Consider the following 19,350-nt stretch of genomic DNA (forward strand, 5'->3'; position numbering starts at 1 on the left):
GGCCGCCTGCCCGGCTGCCTCAGGGCTTGTCCATGGGCACCGCGTTCCGCACCCACCGGTTCGCCGCCCGGACTTCCCGGGCCGGCCCGGCGTCCTCGACCTCCACCTCGACGTCGTCGAAGACCTCGACGCCCGCGCCGTCCGCGAAGACCTCCACCTCGTCCTCCGCGTCCGCCACGTGTTCGACCGGGATCCCCGCCCAGGAGCGGGCGGCGCGGTCGGTGATCGCGGCGGTCTCGGCCTTCGCGGCGGCGGAGATACGGCCCGCGTCGGGCTCCTTGTACCAGGGGCGCAGCCGGATCAGGGCGGGGCGTACGCCGGTCGCCAGCAGCAGGGCCGTGCCCTTGGGCAGGGCACGGATGCGGTCGGCGGGCAGCACCGGGTCCAGCCGGTAGGAGTACGAACGGGACGTGCCGTCCTTGCTCTTGGAGTACGAGGGGGTGCGCACGTCGCGGTTGCCGACGAGCTTGGAGACCTTCTCCACGAAGTCGGCGTCGTCCAGGCCCGCGCCCAGCAGTTTGACCGTGGCCGCGCTCCACATGGCGTCCATCCCGGCGTCGCCCCACACCCGCTGCCCCTGGCGGTAGCTCTGCAGCAGCGTGACGACGTTGATGCCGCGCGAGCCGAAGTGGCTGTAGAGGTCGGGCAGGTCGGAGATGCGGCAGACGTTGGCGGCCTCGTCGAGGACGGCGGTCATCGGCGGGTCGAGCCTGCCGCCCATCCGTTCCGCCGCGATCACACCCGCGCGCATCGTCGCGTCGGCGAGGCCCGCGATCACGCCCGCGGCGGAGCCGCCGCCGTCCTTCGACAGCAGGTAGAGGGTGTCCGTGCCCAGCGCGTGCTCGTGCGGCCGGAACTCGGGCAGCCGGGGGTCGGGCGTCACCCACTTCACGATCTCCGGGTCGAGCAGGCAGGCCACGCACTGCCGCGCGGTCTCGAAGATGCCGTCGCGGGTCTCCACCGCGCCCCGCACCGTGCCCTGCAACTGCTCGGCCATGGCGTGCATCCCGGCGTCCCGCAGCAGATCGACGGGCGTACGGTCGGCGGGGTCGGCGAGCCAGGCCAGCATGTCGGTCACGGAGGCCCCGTTGCGGGCCGCGGCGAGGAAGAGCGAGGTGAGGGTGTTCTGGCCCGCGGAGATCCAGAAGTCCTTCTTCGACTGGTCGTCGTTGACGGAGGCGACGAAGTGCCCGGCGAGGCGGCGGGCGCCCTCGATGGTGTGGCAGTCGGAGAGGATGTCCCACCACATCGCGCGCGGCGTGTGGGCGATGCCCTGCGGGTCGAACGTCCACACCGTGCCGGCGCTCTCGCGTTCGGCGCGGGTCACCGCGTAGACGTCGGATTTGTTCGAGGTCAGCAGCACGGGTCCCTGGGCGCGCAGGACGCGGGGGACGGCGATGCCGGTGGACTTTCCGGCACGCGGGGCCATCAGGTCCAGCTCGACGTCCTCGAAGGAGGAGCGCAGTTCGGGCCCGTTCGGGTCGAGGTCGCCGAGCAGATTGCCCGTCTCGTCGGGGTGGAGGTGATCGCGGCCCTTGAGGGAGGGGCGCAGGTCGCGGGCGCGTTCGGAGATGCCCGCCGGGCACATCGCCGCCAGCTCCTTGGCTCCGGCGAGCCCCTTGCTCCGGGAGGTGAAGCGCATGACGCGCTTCACGGCCCGCCAGCCCCCGTAGGCGGCCGAGCCGAAGACGAGGACGATCCCGGCGACCACGGCGAACGGCGGGGCGTCCGGCCAGAGTTCGCCCGGGCCCTCGCGGAGCAGGGCCGTGAAGGTCTCCATGGCGAACGGCGGGGGCTGCCAGCCGGAGCCGGTGAGGGCGGCGCCCAGTGTCCCGCCGAGCCACACCCCGCCGAACAGCACCAGGGCCACGCCCGCCGCCATGACGATCGCCCAGGGAGCGAGCTCGTTGCCGCTGTACCGCTGACCGCCGCCCTGCGCGCCGCTCATCCGGCCCGCCTCCCTTCCGCCCGGCTCCGCCCGTACCCGGAGAGGTCGAGGACCTGCTCGGGCCGCGCCGCCGCGGCCTGTTCGTTGGGTGCCCAGCGCTTGTTGGTGTCGTGCAGATGGCGCTCGGTGTCGGTGATGGAGACCTGGATCGGGATGCCGGGGCGTCCGCCGACCTTGATCAGGAACCGGCCCCGGCCCGGCGGCTCCTCGCGGTCCCCGAACGCGGCCCAGCCCGGTGGCGAGGACCAGGTGGAGACCAGGTCGATCTCCCTGCGGGTCAGGCCGACGACCTGGCCCAGCTCCTCCATCTCCTGGCGCGGCAGGCCCGCGCACACCACCATTCCGGCGCGTTCGACGAAGCCGCGCGCCTTGGAGCGGTCGGCCTCGCTGCCCAGCGCCTCGGCGTCCTTGAGCGTATGCGTGATCTTCGCGTCGCCCAGGCCGAGCGTACGGTTGAGGCGGGTCAGCGCGTCGATGCGGTCGACGATGCCCGAGGCGGCGCGCAGCGGCCGCCACAGCTCGTCGAGGACGGTGAAGAACCAGCGCCGGGGCTGGAGTCCGGCGTCGGCCAGGGCGTGCGAGGCGGCGACCGTGCCCAGCCCGTCGGACCAGGCGGCGAGCATCGCCGCCGCGGTGAGCTGGGTGTCGGCCTCCCCGATCCGGGAGATGTCCACGCACACCGCCGACGCGTTGAGGTCGATGCGGGTGACGGACTCGGAGGCGAACGTATCGCCGAGCGGCCCGTCCAGGATGCCCAGCAGCGAGCGGTGCAGCGGGTCGACGGCCTCCTGATAGCGGTTCTCGTCCCCGCGGTCCAGGGTCACCGCCCGTACGCGTTCCGGGCCTTCGGCGAGGATCCGCACGAGGTCGGGCAGGCGCGGCGTGTGTCCCTCGGGCGTCCGTTCGCGCAGGTGGTGCAGCGCGGCGGACAGCACCGACTGCTCGTGGTCGTCCATGGGGCGGTCCCGGACGATGGTGACGAGCGCGGCCACCATGTTCAGGACACGGCCGTGGGTCTCGGAGACCAGTGCCTGTCCGGCGGCGCCGCCGATGCGCCGGGCCGCCGCGCCCATGGCCCCGGGGTCGAGGACGTTGATGCCGCCCACTCCGCGCCCGATGGAGAGGACCTGGCCGCCGAGGGCGCGCACGGTGTCGGCGTAGTCGGGCTTGAGGTCGCCGAGCACGAGCGGCACGACGCCGGTCGCGGAGAGCCCGATGAGCATCCGGTTGACGAGGGTGGACTTGCCCAGGCCCGGCATGCCGAGCATGAACAGCGAGGGGTTGGAGATGTAGTGGGCGCGGGTGAACCAGGACAGCGGGTCGCCGCACACGGTGGCGCCGGTGTAGAGGTGCCGGCCCAGCGGGACGCCGCTCATGGGCGCCCCGGAGCCCGCCGCGAACGGCCACAGCCCGCAGGCCTGCACGGTGGTGGCCCGCCACATCGTGGGCGGGTCCATGTGGGCCACCTGCCCGCCCGCGGGGCCCGGCCAGCCGCGCGAGTTGGCCCCTCCGCTCTTCGGCCGCGGGGGTCCGCCCTTGGACGCGGACCGGTTCGTCGCCTTCTTCGGGCTCACAGCGCTTCCTTCAGCTCTCGCGGCACCAGCGTGTACTCCCACGGCAGGAGACCCGCCGGGAGAGTGCAACTGAACGCCGCCGCCTGCATTCTGTCGGCCGGGCGCATGTGGAGCCGTGCCCCGGCCATGAGATTGCGCACCGTGGAGTTCGCGTCGTCGAGTTCGGCGTCGGAGTCCACCGTCACGGTGCACATCAGGGAGAACTCCACGAGCCCCGCGCCGGTGGCCTCCTCCGCCGCTGTCTGCTCGGTGGCCCGTACCTCGTTGACGGCGCGGGCCTGCACCAGGCCGCGCTTCGAGGTGGCCATGAACTGTGCGGCGCGCCGGTCGGCCTCGACGATGCGGGCCGAGGTCGCCGGGTCGATGGGCCGGTAGAGCAGGGCGACGCGCTTGCGGCGCGTGCCGGGCGCGGGCTCCAGGAGGCCCCGCAGCACGTTGGCGCGGACCGTGCCGCGCGGCGCCTGCGTGAGCATCCAGGTGCGGGACACGCCGGAGTCGTGCTGGTAGGCCTGGGGGGTCTCGACCGCGGCGGAGGGCCCGGCGTCCTCCCACTCCAGGCCCGTGCCGCCGTGCTGGACACGGGCGTCGAGGACGTCGGAGGAGACGGCCGGGTCGTACGCCACCCGCACGACCTCGGCGATCCGCTCGGCCGACAGCGGCGAGGCGGGTCCGCCGCCCGCGCCCACGAGCCCCTCCAGCAGGCCGGGCATGCGGGTGGCCATCTCGTTGATGATGTCCTCGGGCGAGCGCTTCTGGCCGCCCTGCATGCCGTAGGTCAGCGCGATGTAGGTGTGCATCTCCGAGGACGCGGCCGGATACCGCTCCACGACCTCCTCCATCACGGCGCGCGCCGCGGGCGGCGCGTCCGGACTGATGCGCGGCAGCACCTCGTTGGCCAGCCGGCTTCCGGTGTCGGGGGCGGTCTCGACGACCACGGTGGCCCCGCGCAGGCCGGGTTCGGCGGAGAGCCGGGCCAGCCAGTGGCCCCAGGACGCGACCCAGGTGTCCACCTGGTCGGGGTCGACCAGGGAGCCGCCGTCGGGCTCGCAGCCCAGCACGATGGTGTAGAGGTTCCGCTGGGGGTGGTGCAGGACGCCGAAGGGCTGGTCGTAGGCGTCCCTGCCCTCGGTGACCGTGACCTTGCTCAGCAGGCCCGGCGGGCGGTACCGGCCGCCCGACCGCCGCCCGAGGGGCCCGGAGACGTACGTGGTGGACCCCTTGCCCTTGCGGCGGAACCAGCTCACGCGCAGCGCGAGGAGCTGGTAGACGTTGCGCCCGTCCATCGTGCGCGCGGCCAGCGGCAGGAGGGCCAGGATCTGGATCCCGACCAGGAACAGCGCGACCTGCAGCGAGGCCAGCGACACGAGGAGGTCGAAGACGAGGCCGCCGAACACCCCGACGGTGCCGACGAGACCGAGCGGCCCCAGCCCGGGACGCCGGGGCCTGCGCCAGTTCCCGTACGTGGGGTCGACGACAGCGGTATCGGTAGACATGGGGAATCCCTGGTTCTCTTCCGTTGGGTGAGTCGTGAGGCGGGGCGCGCGACGGTGTGCCGCGCGCCCCGTCGACGGGGTCAGCCGCCTCTGTTCCTGGCCCCGCTGGGCCCGTCGGTGCCGTTGGTGCCGTTGGCGCCCTCGACGCCGCTCTGGGCCACGTTGAGGGCACCCTTCACGGTCTTGTGGGCCACGTGTCCGGCCACGCCCGCGACGGCGCCCACGATGGGCAGGGCCCTGGTCGCGGCCGCCCTGGCGCCGGAGGCCGCGGTGCCGCCGCCTCCGGACGAGCCGCCGCCCGGCGAGCCGCCACCGCCGCCACCGCTCAGCGGGCCCTGGCCTCCGCCGCCCTGGTTGCCCTGCCGCCCCTGGCCGCCCTGGCTGCCCTGGGCGCCGCGGCTCCCCTGGCTGCCGCCGCCGCCCTGGCTGCCCTGGGGTCCCTGACCGCCCTGGCTTCCGGCGCCGCTTCCGCCGCCGCCCTGACCGCCTCCGGCGCTCTGGCCGCTGCGCACGCCGGATCCGCCGCCGCCTCCCGAGGAGCCGCCGGAACCCGATCCGGACGCGCCCGAGGCCGCGCCGCCCTTGGCCGCCGCCCCGCCCCCGGCGAGGCCGCGGGTCGCGACGGTCATGGCTCCGCCGCCGACCGCCTTCGCCCCGCTGGCGATGCCGCCGACGACGCCCGTCGTCGCCTTGCCGACGCCGTCGGACTGGCCGAGGGCCTCCGTCGCGGGGACGATGATGCGCATCAGCGCCGGCAGGCAGACCGCGGAGAGCAGCAGGATGCCCATGCCGGCGATCTGCGTGTTGACCTGTTTGACCTCTCCCTCGCCGGTGGTCGTCGCGTTGACCATCGTCGCGCCGGACCAGATGACGAGGCCGACCGTGGGCTTGTACAGCAGCCAGGCGGTCATCCATCCGATGTGCTTGCGCCACCACGTGGTGCCCCAGTCCGTCATGGACGCGGAGGCCGCGAGCGGGAGCGTCCCCATCAGCAGGATCATCACGCCGAGCCGGATCCACATCAGCAGCGCGTGGATGATCCCCGCGATGAGGAGGAGACAGCCGACGACGAGCATCAGCATGTTCGGCAGGGCGTCGGCGCAGTCGATCTTGTCCCTGAGCGCCTCGAACGCGCCCTCGAGCAGGTGCTCGGTGTACCTGTCCATGAGGATGGTGAACGTGTTGACCAGGGTGCTCGCCAGCGTGCTCACCAGGAGCACGCGCATGATGCCCTTCAGCGCGGTCTGCCCCGACTCGGCACGCCGGTCCAGGGCCATCTTGGCGGCGGAGAAGAGGATCGATCCGACGGAGAGGTAGACGACGATCCATCGGACCTGCCCGCTGATCTGGGCGGAGACGCCCTGGTTCTGCGAGTCGATGTCCAGCACGGCCTGCAGGACGCCGAAGGCGGCGTTGATGAAGAGCTTGGCCACCAGACCGACCATCTCGCCGATGGGGTCGTCGAAGAGCCCGAAGAAGTCGAGTGAGGCCTTGCACTTGGATTCGAGATCGCCCGGGTCAGCCACGTGCCGCTCCCCACATGGCGAAACCGTCGGGCTGCCCCTGCTTGGCGGGCGAGTAGAGGGAGCCCTCCTGGAGGGCCACCTTCCAGTCGCCGTCCCGCCAGCGCAGGGAGACCGACGTCGACAGGTAGCCGCCCGATGGGCGGGTCAGCAGCAGCCGTACGGTCGCGGCCCCGCGCGAGTAGGAGTCCAGGGAGAACCCCACGAACCGCCCGACCTCGGTCGGGGGCGAGGCGCCGGCCCTGGCCTTGGCGGTGACGAACATGTCACGTTCCTTTCCGGGCACGATCTGCTGCTCCGCGGCGGTGCGCCAGTCCGCGCCACTGACCTGGACGGGAATGAGGTGGGCCGCCATCACGGCCCCGGTGGGCGTGCGGGCGAAGCACCACCACATGCCCGGCTCGTCGGTGCGCAGCGGGCCCGCCTTCGGTGAGACGGGCACCATGAGGGCGACCCGCTTGCGCCAGGTCACGTCGGTCGGCGCCGAGCGCGGCTGCTCCTGGTCCCCGTCGTCCGTACGGCAGTTGCGCGGCCGGCCGTCCCGGCCGTCGCGCACCTGCTGCGGATCGCCGGGCGACAGCGGGCCGCTGACGCCGTCCAGCTCCTTCCGGCTCTTCTCCGAGTCGTCCTCGATCTCGGGACCGGCCACGAGAGCGATCAGCGACATGACGAGGACGAATCCGAGGAACATCACCGCCGAGACCCATCCGCGCTGTTTGTAGAAGGGCCCGGAGGGCGGTTCTCTCCTGCGCCTCAAGCCGAACATGCGGACAACCCCTCCCGCGGACCATCAGAAGAAGAAGCCGATGACGGGTCCCGCGGTGGCGATGAGCACGCACCCGCCCATCACCATTCCCAGCCGCGGGAGATGGTCGGAGCCCTGCCCCTGCTTCATGGAAACGGCCATCATGGCGCCGGTGATGATGACACCGGCCACGCCCGCCGCCGTGCCCACCCAACTGGCCAGCGAGAGCGCGTTGTTGACGGCCTCCTTCAGCGGCCCCGGCGCCTTCCGCCCCGGCTTGGGCGGCGCCGCCAGCAGGATGTCCTGGGCACTGACATGGAGGGAATGCACGATGTGCTTCACGGGAAACTCCGCTCAGGTGAGATAGGGAACGATCAGGAAATTGACGAGCGGCCCCGCGGTGCTGCCGATGATGCAGGAGCACAGGACGACGAGCAGTCCCCGGAAATGGGTCGCCCCCTCGCCCGGTTCGCCGCGGTGGACCTGCAGGGCCATCTGGATGCCGACGACGATCACCCCCGCCACGGCGGCGGCCGTCACGATCCAGGCGATATTGGCGAGGAGGTCGTTCGCGCCATGTTCGACCGGGTTGAAGTCCTTGCAGGGCCCGAAGGGGGGGCACTTCCCGGCAGCGAGGCGTCTCACGGGACCACCCCTCCTCCGGGGACCGCCGGGAAGAGCCCGGCAAGTGCCCGTACCGCCTTCGGCAGCGAGCCGGGCTCCTCCCCGACGCGCCAGGCCGGGATCCACGGCACGCGGTGGATCTCCGCCGCTGACCGCATCACGCGGACCCGCTTGCCGAGGGTCCCCGGCAGCCGCCCCGGCGCGTCGGCGACCAGCACGACGGCGATCAGGTGCACCCCCGGCGGATGGTCGCCGGTCCGCAGCGCGTTGAGCGCCTGGGACGCGGCACGCAGGCCTCCCGAGTGGGTACGGGCGACGAGCAGGACGCCGCCCGGTTCGCCCTGTGCCGGTTCGGGCCAGCGCAGGCCCAGGTCCGCGCCGCCCAGCGCGCGGGAGAGCGTGCTCGCGCCGCCCCCGCCGTGCGCGTTGACCCACGCGACCGGCTCTCCCCGGTGCGGCGAGGGCACGGCCGCTGCCGCCGGAGGGGCGGAAGCGGGCGGCGCGGCCGACCGGAGCGGCGCGGCCGTCCGGGGTGGCGCGGCCGACGCGGGTGGCACGGGCTGTGCGGGCGGTACGGGCTGCGCGGGCGGTACGGGCTGCGCGGGCGGTACGGGCTGCGCGGGCGGTACGGACGGTGCGGGCCTCGCCGCGGGTGCCCGGGGTGCGGCCTGTGCCGGGGCGGTCCGATCAGCGGACGGCCCGCGCACCCACATCTGCGGGCCTGCGGACGCCGCCGGTGGGACAGCCATGCGTGTCCCCCTTCTCTCACTTCACTCTCGGTTCCGACTTCGAACGACGGATCCCGGGCCCGCATTGAACTGACCGGCCGCCGATTCCGTTACGGCGAGCGGGCCCGCGCTGCTCCGTCGGGCAGCCACTACGGGAAACCGGGTGACCTGGTTCAGAACTCGTCGGGCCCCATGTCGCGCAGGAGAACGCAAGGGGTGTGACCGGTCATGGGAGCAGGCGGCTCCGGAGGGAAGACGGACACCGCGGAGAAGGGGAGAAACAGCGCGATCATGATCGGCGCCGTCGCCGGAGGAGGGTTCTTCGGCTGCTTCGTGCCGCTGATCGTCCTGCTGCTCCTCGTCGGGGTCGTGATCGTGTGCGCCCTCGGCGTGATCTTCTGGCCGCTGGTGCTCATCTGCAAGATCTTCGGCTGCCCTTCGGGCGGCGGCGGTGGGGACGACACCGGCGACAAGGTCTCCGAGGCGTACTACAGCGACGGCAAGGGCGAGCTGAACGAGGCGAGCGTGCCCGCCGACTACCTGGAGGCCATCAAGGACGCCGGGGAGGAGTGCCCCCAGATCGGGCCGATCGTCATCGCCGCCCAGATCCAGCAGGCGTCCGGCTTCAACAAGGACCTCATCGGCCCCAAGGGCAAGAAGGGGATCTCGCAGCTCCCGCCGGACAAGTTCGAGGAGTACGGCGAGGACGACGACGACAACGACGAGACCTCGGCCCTGGACGCCGAGGACTCGATCATGGCGCAGGCCCGCTACATGTGCGCGCTGGCCAAGGACATCGAGGAGATGGCCAAGAACAACGAGGTCACCGGGGACCGCCTGGACATGACCCTGGCGGCGTACAGCCTCGGCAGCCTCGACGCGGTCAAGAAGGCCCGCGGCGTGCCCAAGGACCGCGACGCGAAGGGCTACATCGTCGCCGTCCGCAGCGGCTTCTCCCTGTACTCGGGCGCCGTCAAGCCGCCCGACGGCCAGCCGTACCCCACGCCCTCGCCGTTTCCCACCTCGTCCTCCCCCGGGCCCGGCGACGACGGCTGACCCGGAGGAGCGAGAACGAAGGAGAGCCCAGGTGTTCAAGAAGAAGCCCGAGCAGCACTGGAAGGCGCAGGCCCCCGACGGCGAGCCCGCCGCGGCACCGGCGCCCTCGCCCGCACCCTCGCCCGCACCCGCGGTCTGGGACGTACTGATCGGCCGCGACGGCCGCGTGGTGGTCGGCGGCGAGGACTTCCCCGTACCGGCAGGCGAGCCCGTCCACGTCGCCGTCCTCGACGCGATGCACTACGTGGCGCGGACGCAGGGCGAACCGGTCGAGGTGGTGATCGTCGACGAACTGGAGGAGTACGCCACGCATATCGAGGTCGGCCCCGACGGTTCGAGCCGCCTCCTGCAGGAGGGCCCTCCGGACGGGGACGCCACCGAGGTCCTGCCCCCGGTCGAGCCCGAACCCCAGCCCGCCCCCCAGGCCGCGCCCCGGCCCTCGCCCCGGCCCGAAGAGGCCACCGCGGTCCTGCCCGTGATCGAACCCGAACCCGAACCCACGCCCGCGCCCGTGGCCCCGTACGTACCCGAGCCGGCGCCCGCGCCCGCGCCCGCGCCTCCGGAGGAGAGGAGGCCGTCCGTCGCGCCGGTCGGCTCTCCGCCCGTTCCCGACGAGCTGGCGCCGCTCGTCACCGGCATCGGCCGTGCCCTCGACACCGGCTCGCCGGAGCGGGCGGCGGCGCTCGCGTTCCGGCTGCGGGAGCACGCCACGCGCCTCTTCGGCGCCGAGCACCCCCTCCGGCTCGAAGCGCTCGAACTGGAGGCGTTCGCGGCGTACCGGTGCGGGAACTTCCCCGACGCGACGGTCCTGTGCCTCGAACTCTCCCGGATGCGCCACCGCCAGGGGGACCCCCGGGCGCACGAGGACCTGACGCGCGCGGCGGCCGCCTGGTCGTCCATCGAGGACCTCACCGAGGTCGTCGACCACGGCCGGGCCCTGCTCGCCGTGTGGTCCCAGCAGGGCAGCGGCGGGGCGATGGACACCGAAATGGTCAACCGGATCATCCGGCGTATACATGCGCTCACCAGGATTGACGCCGACCCTGAAGTCACCGGCGTGGAGAGGGAAATCGCAGGTCAGCGATAGGAGACGGCGCGGAATACACGATTCCGCGCCGTCTCGGCACCGCTTCCCGGCGACGCCCCGTGCACCCCTCCGTCAATCCCGGGTCCCTTGCGTCAATCCCGCGTCAAATCCCCGTGGAGCCCCTCTCGCCACACTCCCCGTATCCGAGGCCGTCCGGTCTCGGACCACTCTCCACGAGGTCATGGAACGAGGGAACGGATCGTGAACTGGACCGTGATGGGCTCCTCGGGAGCGATGAGCCATCGGGAACGTGCGATACGCGTGCTCTACGAGGAACAGGCGGGGCCGCTGTACTCCTACGTCGTGCGGCTGCTGGGAGGTGACCGGTACAGGGCCGAGGACGTGGTGCAGGAAGCCCTGCTGCGCTGCTGGCGCACGCAGGACCTGAACTCGGGGCGGCCGCTGCGGCCGTGGCTGTTCAAGGTGGCGAGGAACCTCGTCGTCGACGACTACCGCCTGCGGATGACACGCCCGCAGGAGGTCGACGGCAACGCCTGGCTGGACGACCTGCTGACGAGCCCGGACGAGGTGGACGGTCTGCTCTCCTCGATGGTGCTCAAGGAGGCGTTCCAGCATCTGTCGGCCAACCACCGCGAAGCGCTGTACGAGACCTTCTACTCCGGCCGGTCGATGCGTGAGGCCGGACAGGTCCTCGGTGTCCCCTCGGGCACCGTCAAGTCACGCGTGCACCACGCGATACGCGCACTGCGTCTCGTCCTGGGTGTCGGCGACCCCGGCGGCGGGGCGGCCGCCGGGCTCAAGCCGGCAAGAAGGTATTCGTCCGCGGCGTGACACACGCAGCCGTGGGGCGGCCCGACTTGGGCGCCCCGGGGGCCCGGCTGCCTCACCCCGCTCAGGACCCGGACCCGGAGACCCGTCTTTCGGAACGGGACCCGGAGACCCGCCCGGAGACCCTTCCGGAACCCCGCCCGGCGACGGGCCGGACTCGGACTCAGCCCGCCGAACGGGCGCGCACAGCAGGCCTTTCCCAGGTAGACAGCGGCCTCGGCTCTTCGTCCCGCCGCACCTGACTTTCCCGCTCCGCCGGAGCGGACGCCTCCGCGACACCGCGCACGGCACCCTCGTACGGACCGCTGCTCACGCCGTACGCCTGCTCCTCCAGCCACGCCCAGTGCTCCAGGACCGCGGTGAGCGCGTCGCCCGAGGGCCCCGGGATCTGGTTGCGCATACGGATCATGGCGACCCCGGCGGTCAGCGCCTGGTCCACGCGGGTGATCCGCACCCACAGCGTCTCGGCACGGCTCGCCACTTCCTCGGCCCGCCGGGCCTCTCTCTTGTAGTGCCAGCGCTCGGCCACGTCCCGGTAGAGCCGGATCGCGCCGACCGCGTCTCCCGCCGCCGCGCTGGCGCGGGCGAGGACCTCGCGGATCCGCAGCGCGTCGGGGTGGGACACCCCGAGGACGCCCGCCGCCCGTTCGTCCAGCTCCACGGCGAGCGCCGTCGCCTCGTCGGCGCGGCCCGCCTCCATCAGGGCCCGGACCCGGGCCAGTTCACCCTCGTACGACGCGGGCTCCTCGCGCGTCCGGGCAGGGGCGGCGCGTGCCACCGGGGGCTCGCTCGCCCTCGCCGTGGGCGCGGGGGCCGCCGCCTGCTCCTGGCGCTTCGCCCTGGCCTTCTTCGGCGCCGCCGCGCGGGGCGACGGCGGCCCCTCCCCCGGCGCCTCACGGACCTCGCCGTCGGGCGCGATGATCAACTGCCATACGTTGCCGTCCGGTTCGATGGCTCTGGCCCGCACGGGGCGGCCGAGCCGGGAGGCCGCGGCGGCCACCGCGTCCACGGCGGCGGCGCGGGTGGGATGCCCGGTCAGGGGGATCAGCGGGCCGGACGTCACGATCCGCCCGTCCTCGTGCACGGTCAGGTCGTAGACGGGCCAGGTGGGGACGTCCGCGGTGTCGGACACGAGATCCTGTGCGGAGGACGTGGAGGGCATGAGGTTCTCCGGGCTAGGGGACGGTGACGCCGGCGACCCGCCAGGGCTTGCCGGGCGCCGTGCGCGTGAGCTGGACGTACGCGGTGACGGTGACGGGGTCGCCCTTCCACCGGTCGCGCCCCTTCGGGGTGGCGGTGACGGTCCACTGGCGCCAGGCCTCCGCGTCGGAGTCGGGCGGTTTGGCCGCGTCCTGCGTCTGCTTCAGCCCGACGGTGGTGTAGGCGCGGTGGTCGTCCCACCGCTGCCACTGGGCGCCGGGCACCGGCCGGGAGCGGTGCCCGCGCAGCCGCTTCGCGTACGCCCCGGTCAGCCAGCCCACGTCGGCCGTCCGCAGCTCGGCGTCCTGGGGGCCGCGGTCGACGGCGGTGTCGAACGTCCACAGCGACCTGAGCACGCCGCGGCTCACCTCGTCGGCGTCGTCCTGCTCCACGTCGTCCGGCCGCACGATGCCGCCCTTGGGCGCCTTGATGGCCCCGGACTTGCCGGAACGCGGGGGCCGGGAGGGCTCCCCGGCCGCGTCGGACGGGGTCGGATACGGGCCGGTGCCGGTGGCCGGAGGTGCCGACGGCGCGGTACGGGCCTTCTCTCCGCCCTCGCCGCCGCCTCCGTCCCCTCCCCCGATCTCCGCGCCGCAGCCGGTCGCGGCGAGGGCGAGCACGAGCGTGAGCGCCGTCGCCGCGACGGCCGTACGCCGTCGCGATCCGCGTGTGGTCATCCGAACCGCCTCACTTCCTGGGGCTTGTCGGCGTAGGAGGGCTCGTCGAGATCGCTGATCTTGACGACGTCTCCGGTGCGGGGCGCGTGGAGGAACTGTCCGCCGCCGATGTAGATGCCGATGTGGTCGAAGCTGCCGCCGAGCTGGAACCCGACCACGTCGCCGGGCCGCATGTCGTCCCGGGACACCGGTTTCCCCTCCTTGACCTGGAGCTGGGAGACGCGGGGCAGGAGGGTCTCGCCGCCGCTGGCGTGGTAGACCGCGTACTGCACCAGGCTGGAGCAGTCGAAGCCCACCGTGCCCGCCCCCTGGGCGAAGCCGCGGCCGGGCCCCTCGGGGCCGCCGCCTCCCCATGAGTACGGGGTGCCCAGCCACTTCTTGGCCGCGGCCACGACGCGGTCGCCGAACGGGCCGCCGGATCCCTCCTCTTCGCCGTCCGTGTACCGGGGCAGCGCCGTGATGATCTTGTTGACGTAGTTCTGGGTCTCGGGGTACGGCGGCACGCCGTCGTAGTCGTCGACCGCCTGGGGGCCCGCGTTGTAGGCGGCGAGCAGCAGCCGGGTGACGTCGCCGTCGACGCCCATGTCCTCGACCTTGTCCGCGAGCCAGCAGTCGTAGCGGGCCTGGGTCATGATGGCGTCGCCCGGGGTGAACGGGTCGGCCGTGCCGTCCGGTTCGTCGCCGCCGTCCTTCCCCGCCGCGTCCACGCCCCACGTCTTCCAGGTCCCGGGCATGAACTGGCTCAGCCCCTGGGCCCCCACCGGGCTCTCGGCATCGGGGTTCCAGCCGGACTCGGCCTCGATCTGCACGGCCAGCAGGGGTGCGCTGACCTCCGGGCAGACCTTGCCGGCGCGCTTGAGCCACGGCAGGTACTCGGACGGCACGCGCCCGGGCTTCAGCCCGGTGGCGAACCCCGCGGTCGCGGCGTCGTGTCCGCGGTTCTCCTCCGCCGCACCCACCACCGACAGGCCGACCAGCGAGCCGATCAGTCCGAGGGCGGCCACCACGGCCACCAGCAGGCTCGGACTTGTCCGGCCGGGATGACCCCTCACCTGAACCCCCTGTAACGCTCGCAGTTCGACATGGGTGATTTGCGCGCTTCGTTCTTATAGGAGTCACAAGCTCAACTCCGCGCTGTTTATTGCGCTTTGCTGACTTATGTGTACTATCGGCTCGTCTTGTCAGCGGTCGAAGGAGTTGCCATGTCGGGGGATGTGCCGGTTGTCAATCCCTGGTTGGCGCCGTCCGACCGTCCGGGGGGCACCAACGGGAAACCCCAGCGATCGGTTCAGCTCGCGCCGGACGGACTCACCGGTCCGACCGCACCTCAGGGCGCGGGAATCCCGCCTCCTGAGCGGGCGTTGCCCGTCGCCCGGCCGGACGTCGGCCAGGGCCCGGCGTGGTGGTGGCTGGGCGCGCACGGAGGCGCGGGCGTCAGCGCGCTGGACGAGGCCGTGCCCGGCGGCCGGGACGCCGGTCGCGCCTGGCCGTCCGCCGCGCAGACCCAGCCGGTGGTACTGGTGGCCCGCTCCAGCGCGCGCGGCCTCGACGCCGCGCAGAACGCGGCGCGGCAGTGGGCCTCGCGCATGGTCACCGGCGTCGATCTGCTCGGCCTGGTCGTCGTCGCCGACGCGCCCGGACGGCTCCCGCGCGCCCTGCGGGACCGGGTGCGGCTCGTCTCCGGGGCCGTGCCGCGGCTGTGGGAGATCCCGTGGGTGGAGCCCTGGCGGCTCGGTGAGCCGCACCTGCCCAAGGCGTGCGCGGCCCTCGCGCGCGACCTGACACGACTCACGCGACCCGCCTAGAAAGGATCCGCGTTGTCCAGCCTCTTGGCCGCTCTGACAGACGCCTCCCAGACCCTCGCCCACTCCGCGCCCCGCCCCTCGGGCGGGTCCGCTTCCCAGCTCCTCGCGGACTCCCCGAAGCCGACGGGCGTGCCCGACGTCGGCGGCGGCGAGGCGCCGCCCGGCTCCGACGACCTGCTGAAGGTCCTCAGGTGGGTGGCGTGGACCGTCACGACCCTGTGCGTCGCGGGCATCTTCGGCGTCGCGGCGCGGATGGCCGTCGACCACTCCCGGGGCGGCGGGCGCGAACACGCCCGCGGGCTGGGCTTCGTCCTCGGCGCGTGCCTGCTCATAGGCGCCGCCTCCGGCATCGTCGGCGCGCTGGTCTAGGGGGCGCGGAGATGACCGATCCCGGCAACCGGGCGGGGGCCGACGAGCCCCGCAGCCCGTGGCTGCGCAACGGCTTCGTCATGGCCGCCGCGTTCCTCGGCTTCGTGACCGTCGTCGGCGGCGCGGTCGTCCTCACCTCGGACGGCTCCGGCGCGGACGGCGGATCCGGCAAGGACGGCGCGCCCGCCGCGGCACGGCCGTCCTCGGCCCCGCCCCGGGCCGGCGACCCCTCGCCGCCCCCGCCCGACGGCGACGGCCCGTGCCCCGAACTCGCCGACGACGAGCGCGACGTGCCCGACTCCGCGCCCCGGCACGTGAAGTGGGACCTCTACGAGGGCGTGGCTCTGCCCTCCTCGAAGGCGGCGGGCCCGGCCGTGGCCGACGCGGACATCGCGCGCTGCTACGCCCGTACGCCCGTCGGCGCGCTGCTCGCCGCGAGCCAGATCAGCGTGCGTTACCTGGCCGCCGACGACTGGCGGCAGGTGACCCGGGTCCAGACGGTCGGCGCGGGGCGCGACGCGTACATCGCCCAGCGGACCGCGGCGGAGAAGAAGGGCTCCGGCGTTCCGGAGCGCGGCGCGCACGGGCAGATCGCGGGGTTCAAGTTCGTCACGTACAGCTCCTCGACCGCGGTGCTCCAGACCGTGTGGCGGTTCTCCGACGGCCGGATGCAGGCCGCCACCACGACGATGCTGTGGCGGGACGGCGACTGGCGGCTGGAGTACCCGGCCGACCCCGCGGACCCCGCGCCCGTCGACTCCCTTGCCGGATACACCGAGTGGGGAGGCGTGTGATGGCGGGCTGCGACTTCGGCTGGGTGGCGCCCTCGGTCGGCGGATACTGCGTGGGCGACGGCTCCGGGAAATCCCCGGCCCCGTCCCCGAAGGACCTGGGCGACAGCGGCTTCGACGACATCGCCGAGAGCGCGGCGCAGGGCGCCGCCACGACCGTCAAGTCGCTCGGCGGCGCCTGGATGGACCTGGGCACGCCCGAACTGGGCGGCGACAGCGGCCCGGTGGCGTTCCTCCAGGGCTCCACGCTGTGGGTGACCTCGTTCACCGCCGTGCTGTGCCTGCTGCTCGCCGCCGGGCAGCTCGCCTGGCAGCGGCGCGGCGACTCGGCCCGGCAGGCGCTCCAGGGGCTGCTCACGCTGGTCGTCGTCTCCTCCGCGGGCGTCGCCACCGTCGGCCTGCTGACCTCGGCGGGCGACAAGTTCAGCGTGTGGATCATCGACAGGTCCACCGGCTGCCGTCAGATCAGCGCCGCGGGGGAGCCCGTCGCGCAGTGCGTGGACGAGTTCGAGAAACGCACCTCGGCGATGCTGGCGCTCGGCGGCGGCGACTCGTCGTTCCTCGTGCTGCTGATGGCCGTGCTGGTGATCGTCGGCAGCGTGGCGCAGATCGCCCTGATGATCGTGCGGATGGCCATGCTGGTGATCCTCACCGGCACGCTCCCGCTGGCCGCCGCCGCCAGCACGGCACCCGGCGGCCGGGTCTGGTTCCGCAGGTCCGTGGGCTGGCTGCTGGCCTTCGTGCTCTACAAACCGGCGGCGGCCGTCGTGTACGCCGCCGCCTTCGCGATCCCGGGCCGGAAGCAGGGCGACGAGGTCGTCTCCATGATCTCCGGAGTCGTGCTGCTCGTCCTGGCCTGCTGCACGCTCCCCGCGCTGATGCGGTTCACCGCGCCCGTCGTCCAGGCCGCCGTCTCCGCGGGCTCCGGCCGCGCCGCCAGGTCCACGGCCTCGGCGGGGGCGGACGGCCCCGCCTCAGCGGCCACCGGGGCGCTTCCCGTACCGCACCTGCGCAGCCTCGCCACCGGACGGTCGGTGGCCGGTGCCGCCGTACGCCCGGACCCCGGCGGCCCCCCACGGGCACGGCCCGGCACCGCCCGCCCCGGGGCCCGTACCGCCGTGAACCCCGAGGCGAGCGGCGCCCGGACGAGCGGCCCTGGAGCCGTGCCGGGCGGCGAGCAGGCGGGCGGCCCGCCGCGGACGGCGCACGCCCGCGGCCCGGAGTCCGGCGATCCGGAATCCGGCGGGCCGGAGCCCGGCGGACCGGAGCCGCGGGACAGCGCCGCCGACACCCCGGTGCCGGTCCCGGCGTCGCGGACCGAAGCGGCGACGGCACCGGCACCGGCGACGACCCGCGCGACGGCACCCGCGACGGCACCGATGACGGAGCGCCACCCCACCGACCACCCGCAGGAGAAGCCCCGTGGCCGCTGAAGAACTCATTCCCCGCACCTACGGCAACTTCCGCAAGCCCCGCACCTCCGGCCTGCGCGGCCTGTCCCTGGGGACGACGCTGCTGCTGTTCGCCGGGCTGATCGCCGTCGTCCTCACCACGCTCGTCTCGCTGTGGGCCGCACTGTGCCTGGCCCTGGGCCTGGCGATCGCCGTGGCGCCGCTGGCCCTCAAGGACCGGCACGGCCGTACGGTGATGCAGCGCGGCGCCGTGCGGCTGGCCTGGCGGCGCACCACCGCAGCGGGCAACCACGAGTACCGCTCGGGTCCGATGGGCCGCTCCGGGAACGGCACCTGCGAACTGCCGGGCCTGGCGGCCGGATCGAGGCTCACGGAGGCGCAGGACGGCTACTCCCGCCCGTTCGCCATGATCACGATCCCGTCGACGGGCCACCACACCGTCGTCATCGCCTGCGACCCCGACGGGGCGGGCCTCGTCGAGGAACGGCAGGTGGACACGTGGGTGGCCCACTGGGGCCAGTGGCTGTCCGCGCTGGGTTCCGAGCCCGACCTCGTCGCCGCGAGCGTCACCGTGGAGACGGCGCCCGACACCGGGGTCCGGCTCCAGCAGGAGATCGACGCCAACTCCGCCCCGGACTCCCCCGGCCTGGCCACGTCGATGCTGCGCGAGGTGCTCTCCACCTATCCGGCGGGCTCGGCGCAGATCGCCACGCGGATCGCGCTGACGTACTCGGGCGCCGCCCGCGCCGGTACGCCCCGCCGCAGCGCCGAGGACATGGCGCTGCACATCGGCACGCGGCTGCCGGGCCTGACCGCGGGGCTGTCCATGACCGGCGCGGGCGCGGCGGCGCCGATGACCGCGACCGAGCTGACCGAGGCGGTGCGCGTCGCCTACGACCCGACCGTGGCGCCCCTCGTGGAGGAGGCCCGGGCCACCGGCGGCACGGGGCTGACGTGGAGTCAGGCCGGGCCCATGGCCGCGCGGGAGGCGTGGGACCACTACCGGCACGACGGGGCCTTCAGCATGACGTGGGCCATGACCGAGGCCCCGCAGGGCGAGGTGTTCTCCAACGTCCTGACCGGACTGGTGCAGCCCAGCACGGACATCGCCCGCAAGCGCGTCACGCTCCTGTACCGCCCGCACACCCGGGCCGAGGGCGCCAGGGTCGTCCAGCAGGACTACAAGAACGCGCTGTTCAGCGCCCAGCAGTCGCAGATCGGCCACGCCCGCGACGACGCGGAGGTGGTCGCCGCGCGCCGGACCACCGAGGAACAGGCCCAGGGCCACGGCGTGATCCGCTTCGGCATGCTGATCACCGCGACCGTCGGCTCCGCCGCCGAGCTGCCCGAGGCCGCGGCGGCCGTGGACAACCTCGCGCCCGCGGCCCGTATCGCGGTACGGCCCGTGTACGGCTCCCAGGCGGCGGCGTTCGCGGCGGCGCTCCCCCTGGGCCTGGTGCTGCCGCTGCACACGGCGCTGCCCCAGACCGTGCGCGACGTGATGTGACCCCGGCACCGGCGGACAGGAG

At 73.6% G+C, this 19,350-nt stretch carries 19 protein-coding genes; 8 read left to right on the forward strand and 11 right to left on the reverse strand.

Going from position 1 to position 19,350, the window contains the following annotated elements; translation table 11 throughout:
- Positions 1-19: 19 nt before the first annotated feature.
- The 8 genes from ABD343_RS06060 to ABD343_RS06095 all read right to left on the reverse strand — a co-directional run bounded on the left by ABD343_RS06060 (position 20) and on the right by ABD343_RS06095 (position 8,656).
- A complete protein-coding gene (locus ABD343_RS06060) occupies positions 20-1,948 on the reverse strand; it encodes a type IV secretory system conjugative DNA transfer family protein (RefSeq protein WP_344524829.1) in 1,929 nt (642 codons plus the stop codon).
- Positions 1,945-3,405 (reverse strand): ATP/GTP-binding protein, encoded by a 1,461-nt coding sequence (locus ABD343_RS06065; protein WP_344525570.1) that lies wholly within the window; start codon positions 3,403-3,405, stop codon positions 1,945-1,947. The genes ABD343_RS06060 and ABD343_RS06065 overlap by 4 nt, the downstream gene beginning before the upstream one ends.
- 113 nt (positions 3,406-3,518) lie before the next feature.
- Positions 3,519-5,015 carry an SCO6880 family protein gene (locus tag ABD343_RS06070; RefSeq protein ID WP_344524831.1) on the reverse strand — a complete coding sequence of 499 codons (1,497 nt, stop codon included), beginning with the start codon at positions 5,013-5,015 and terminating at the stop codon, positions 3,519-3,521.
- A gap of 80 nt (positions 5,016-5,095) precedes the next feature.
- Positions 5,096-6,541 carry a hypothetical protein gene (locus ABD343_RS06075; RefSeq protein ID WP_344524833.1) on the reverse strand — a complete coding sequence of 482 codons (1,446 nt, stop codon included), beginning with the start codon at positions 6,539-6,541 and terminating at the stop codon, positions 5,096-5,098.
- The gene (locus ABD343_RS06080; RefSeq protein ID WP_344524835.1) at positions 6,534-7,304 is read right to left on the reverse strand and encodes a DUF8175 domain-containg protein; all 771 of its coding nucleotides are present in this window, start codon (positions 7,302-7,304) and stop codon (positions 6,534-6,536) included. Before ABD343_RS06080 ends, ABD343_RS06075 begins: the two co-directional genes overlap by 8 nt.
- A gap of 24 nt (positions 7,305-7,328) precedes the next feature.
- Positions 7,329-7,625, reverse strand: a complete 297-nt coding sequence (locus tag ABD343_RS06085; RefSeq protein WP_344524837.1) for a hypothetical protein — start codon at positions 7,623-7,625, stop codon at positions 7,329-7,331.
- 12 nt (positions 7,626-7,637) lie between these two features.
- Positions 7,638-7,928 carry a hypothetical protein gene (locus ABD343_RS06090; protein ID WP_344524839.1) on the reverse strand — a complete coding sequence of 97 codons (291 nt, stop codon included), beginning with the start codon at positions 7,926-7,928 and terminating at the stop codon, positions 7,638-7,640.
- The gene (locus tag ABD343_RS06095; RefSeq protein ID WP_344524841.1) at positions 7,925-8,656 is read right to left on the reverse strand and encodes a DUF6668 family protein; all 732 of its coding nucleotides are present in this window, start codon (positions 8,654-8,656) and stop codon (positions 7,925-7,927) included. The genes ABD343_RS06090 and ABD343_RS06095 overlap by 4 nt, the downstream gene beginning before the upstream one ends.
- Before the next feature lie 207 nt (positions 8,657-8,863).
- Here ABD343_RS06095 and ABD343_RS06100 point away from each other — a divergent pair, with 207 nt between their 5' ends.
- The 3 genes from ABD343_RS06100 to ABD343_RS06110 all read left to right on the forward strand — a co-directional run bounded on the left by ABD343_RS06100 (position 8,864) and on the right by ABD343_RS06110 (position 11,570).
- Positions 8,864-9,691 (forward strand): transglycosylase SLT domain-containing protein, encoded by an 828-nt coding sequence (locus ABD343_RS06100; protein WP_344524843.1) that lies wholly within the window; start codon positions 8,864-8,866, stop codon positions 9,689-9,691.
- Positions 9,692-9,722: 31 nt separating this feature from the next.
- Positions 9,723-10,778: a hypothetical protein gene (locus tag ABD343_RS06105; RefSeq protein ID WP_344524845.1), complete on the forward strand. Its 1,056-nt coding sequence runs from the start codon at positions 9,723-9,725 to the stop codon at positions 10,776-10,778.
- A gap of 201 nt (positions 10,779-10,979) precedes the next feature.
- The gene (locus tag ABD343_RS06110; protein ID WP_344524847.1) at positions 10,980-11,570 is read left to right on the forward strand and encodes a sigma-70 family RNA polymerase sigma factor; all 591 of its coding nucleotides are present in this window, start codon (positions 10,980-10,982) and stop codon (positions 11,568-11,570) included.
- A 160-nt stretch (positions 11,571-11,730) separates the two neighbouring features.
- On the opposite strand, the gene ABD343_RS06115 is transcribed toward ABD343_RS06110, so the two are convergent.
- Genes ABD343_RS06115 through ABD343_RS06125 form a run of 3 tightly spaced genes read right to left on the reverse strand, consistent with a single transcriptional unit; the run spans position 11,731 to position 14,496 of the window.
- Complete coding sequence (locus ABD343_RS06115; RefSeq protein WP_344524849.1) at positions 11,731-12,729, reverse strand: hypothetical protein; 999 nt, start codon at positions 12,727-12,729, stop codon at positions 11,731-11,733.
- 13 nt (positions 12,730-12,742) lie between these two features.
- A complete protein-coding gene (locus ABD343_RS06120) occupies positions 12,743-13,444 on the reverse strand; it encodes a hypothetical protein (protein ID WP_344524850.1) in 702 nt (233 codons plus the stop codon).
- Positions 13,441-14,496, reverse strand: coding sequence for a C40 family peptidase (locus ABD343_RS06125; RefSeq protein ID WP_344524852.1), 1,056 nt, complete (start codon positions 14,494-14,496; stop codon positions 13,441-13,443). Before ABD343_RS06125 ends, ABD343_RS06120 begins: the two co-directional genes overlap by 4 nt.
- A gap of 309 nt (positions 14,497-14,805) precedes the next feature.
- Here ABD343_RS06125 and ABD343_RS06130 point away from each other — a divergent pair, with 309 nt between their 5' ends.
- The 5 genes from ABD343_RS06130 to ABD343_RS06150 are packed head-to-tail and all read left to right on the forward strand — an operon-like array spanning position 14,806 to position 19,328.
- Entirely contained in the window at positions 14,806-15,249 is a 444-nt protein-coding gene (locus ABD343_RS06130; protein ID WP_344524854.1) for a DUF6668 family protein, read from the forward strand.
- Between the two features lie 12 nt (positions 15,250-15,261).
- Positions 15,262-15,618 (forward strand): hypothetical protein, encoded by a 357-nt coding sequence (locus ABD343_RS06135; RefSeq protein ID WP_344524856.1) that lies wholly within the window; start codon positions 15,262-15,264, stop codon positions 15,616-15,618.
- A gap of 11 nt (positions 15,619-15,629) precedes the next feature.
- Positions 15,630-16,412: a DUF8175 domain-containg protein gene (locus ABD343_RS06140; RefSeq protein ID WP_344524860.1), complete on the forward strand. Its 783-nt coding sequence runs from the start codon at positions 15,630-15,632 to the stop codon at positions 16,410-16,412.
- The gene (locus ABD343_RS06145; RefSeq protein ID WP_344524862.1) at positions 16,412-17,842 is read left to right on the forward strand and encodes a hypothetical protein; all 1,431 of its coding nucleotides are present in this window, start codon (positions 16,412-16,414) and stop codon (positions 17,840-17,842) included. Before ABD343_RS06140 ends, ABD343_RS06145 begins: the two co-directional genes overlap by 1 nt.
- Positions 17,832-19,328, forward strand: coding sequence for an SCO6880 family protein (locus ABD343_RS06150; RefSeq protein WP_344524864.1), 1,497 nt, complete (start codon positions 17,832-17,834; stop codon positions 19,326-19,328). Before ABD343_RS06145 ends, ABD343_RS06150 begins: the two co-directional genes overlap by 11 nt.
- Positions 19,329-19,350: the final 22 nt, after the last annotated feature.

The organism is Streptomyces albiaxialis (assembly GCF_039530985.1).
Lineage (GTDB): Bacteria > Actinomycetota > Actinomycetes > Streptomycetales > Streptomycetaceae > Streptomyces > Streptomyces albiaxialis.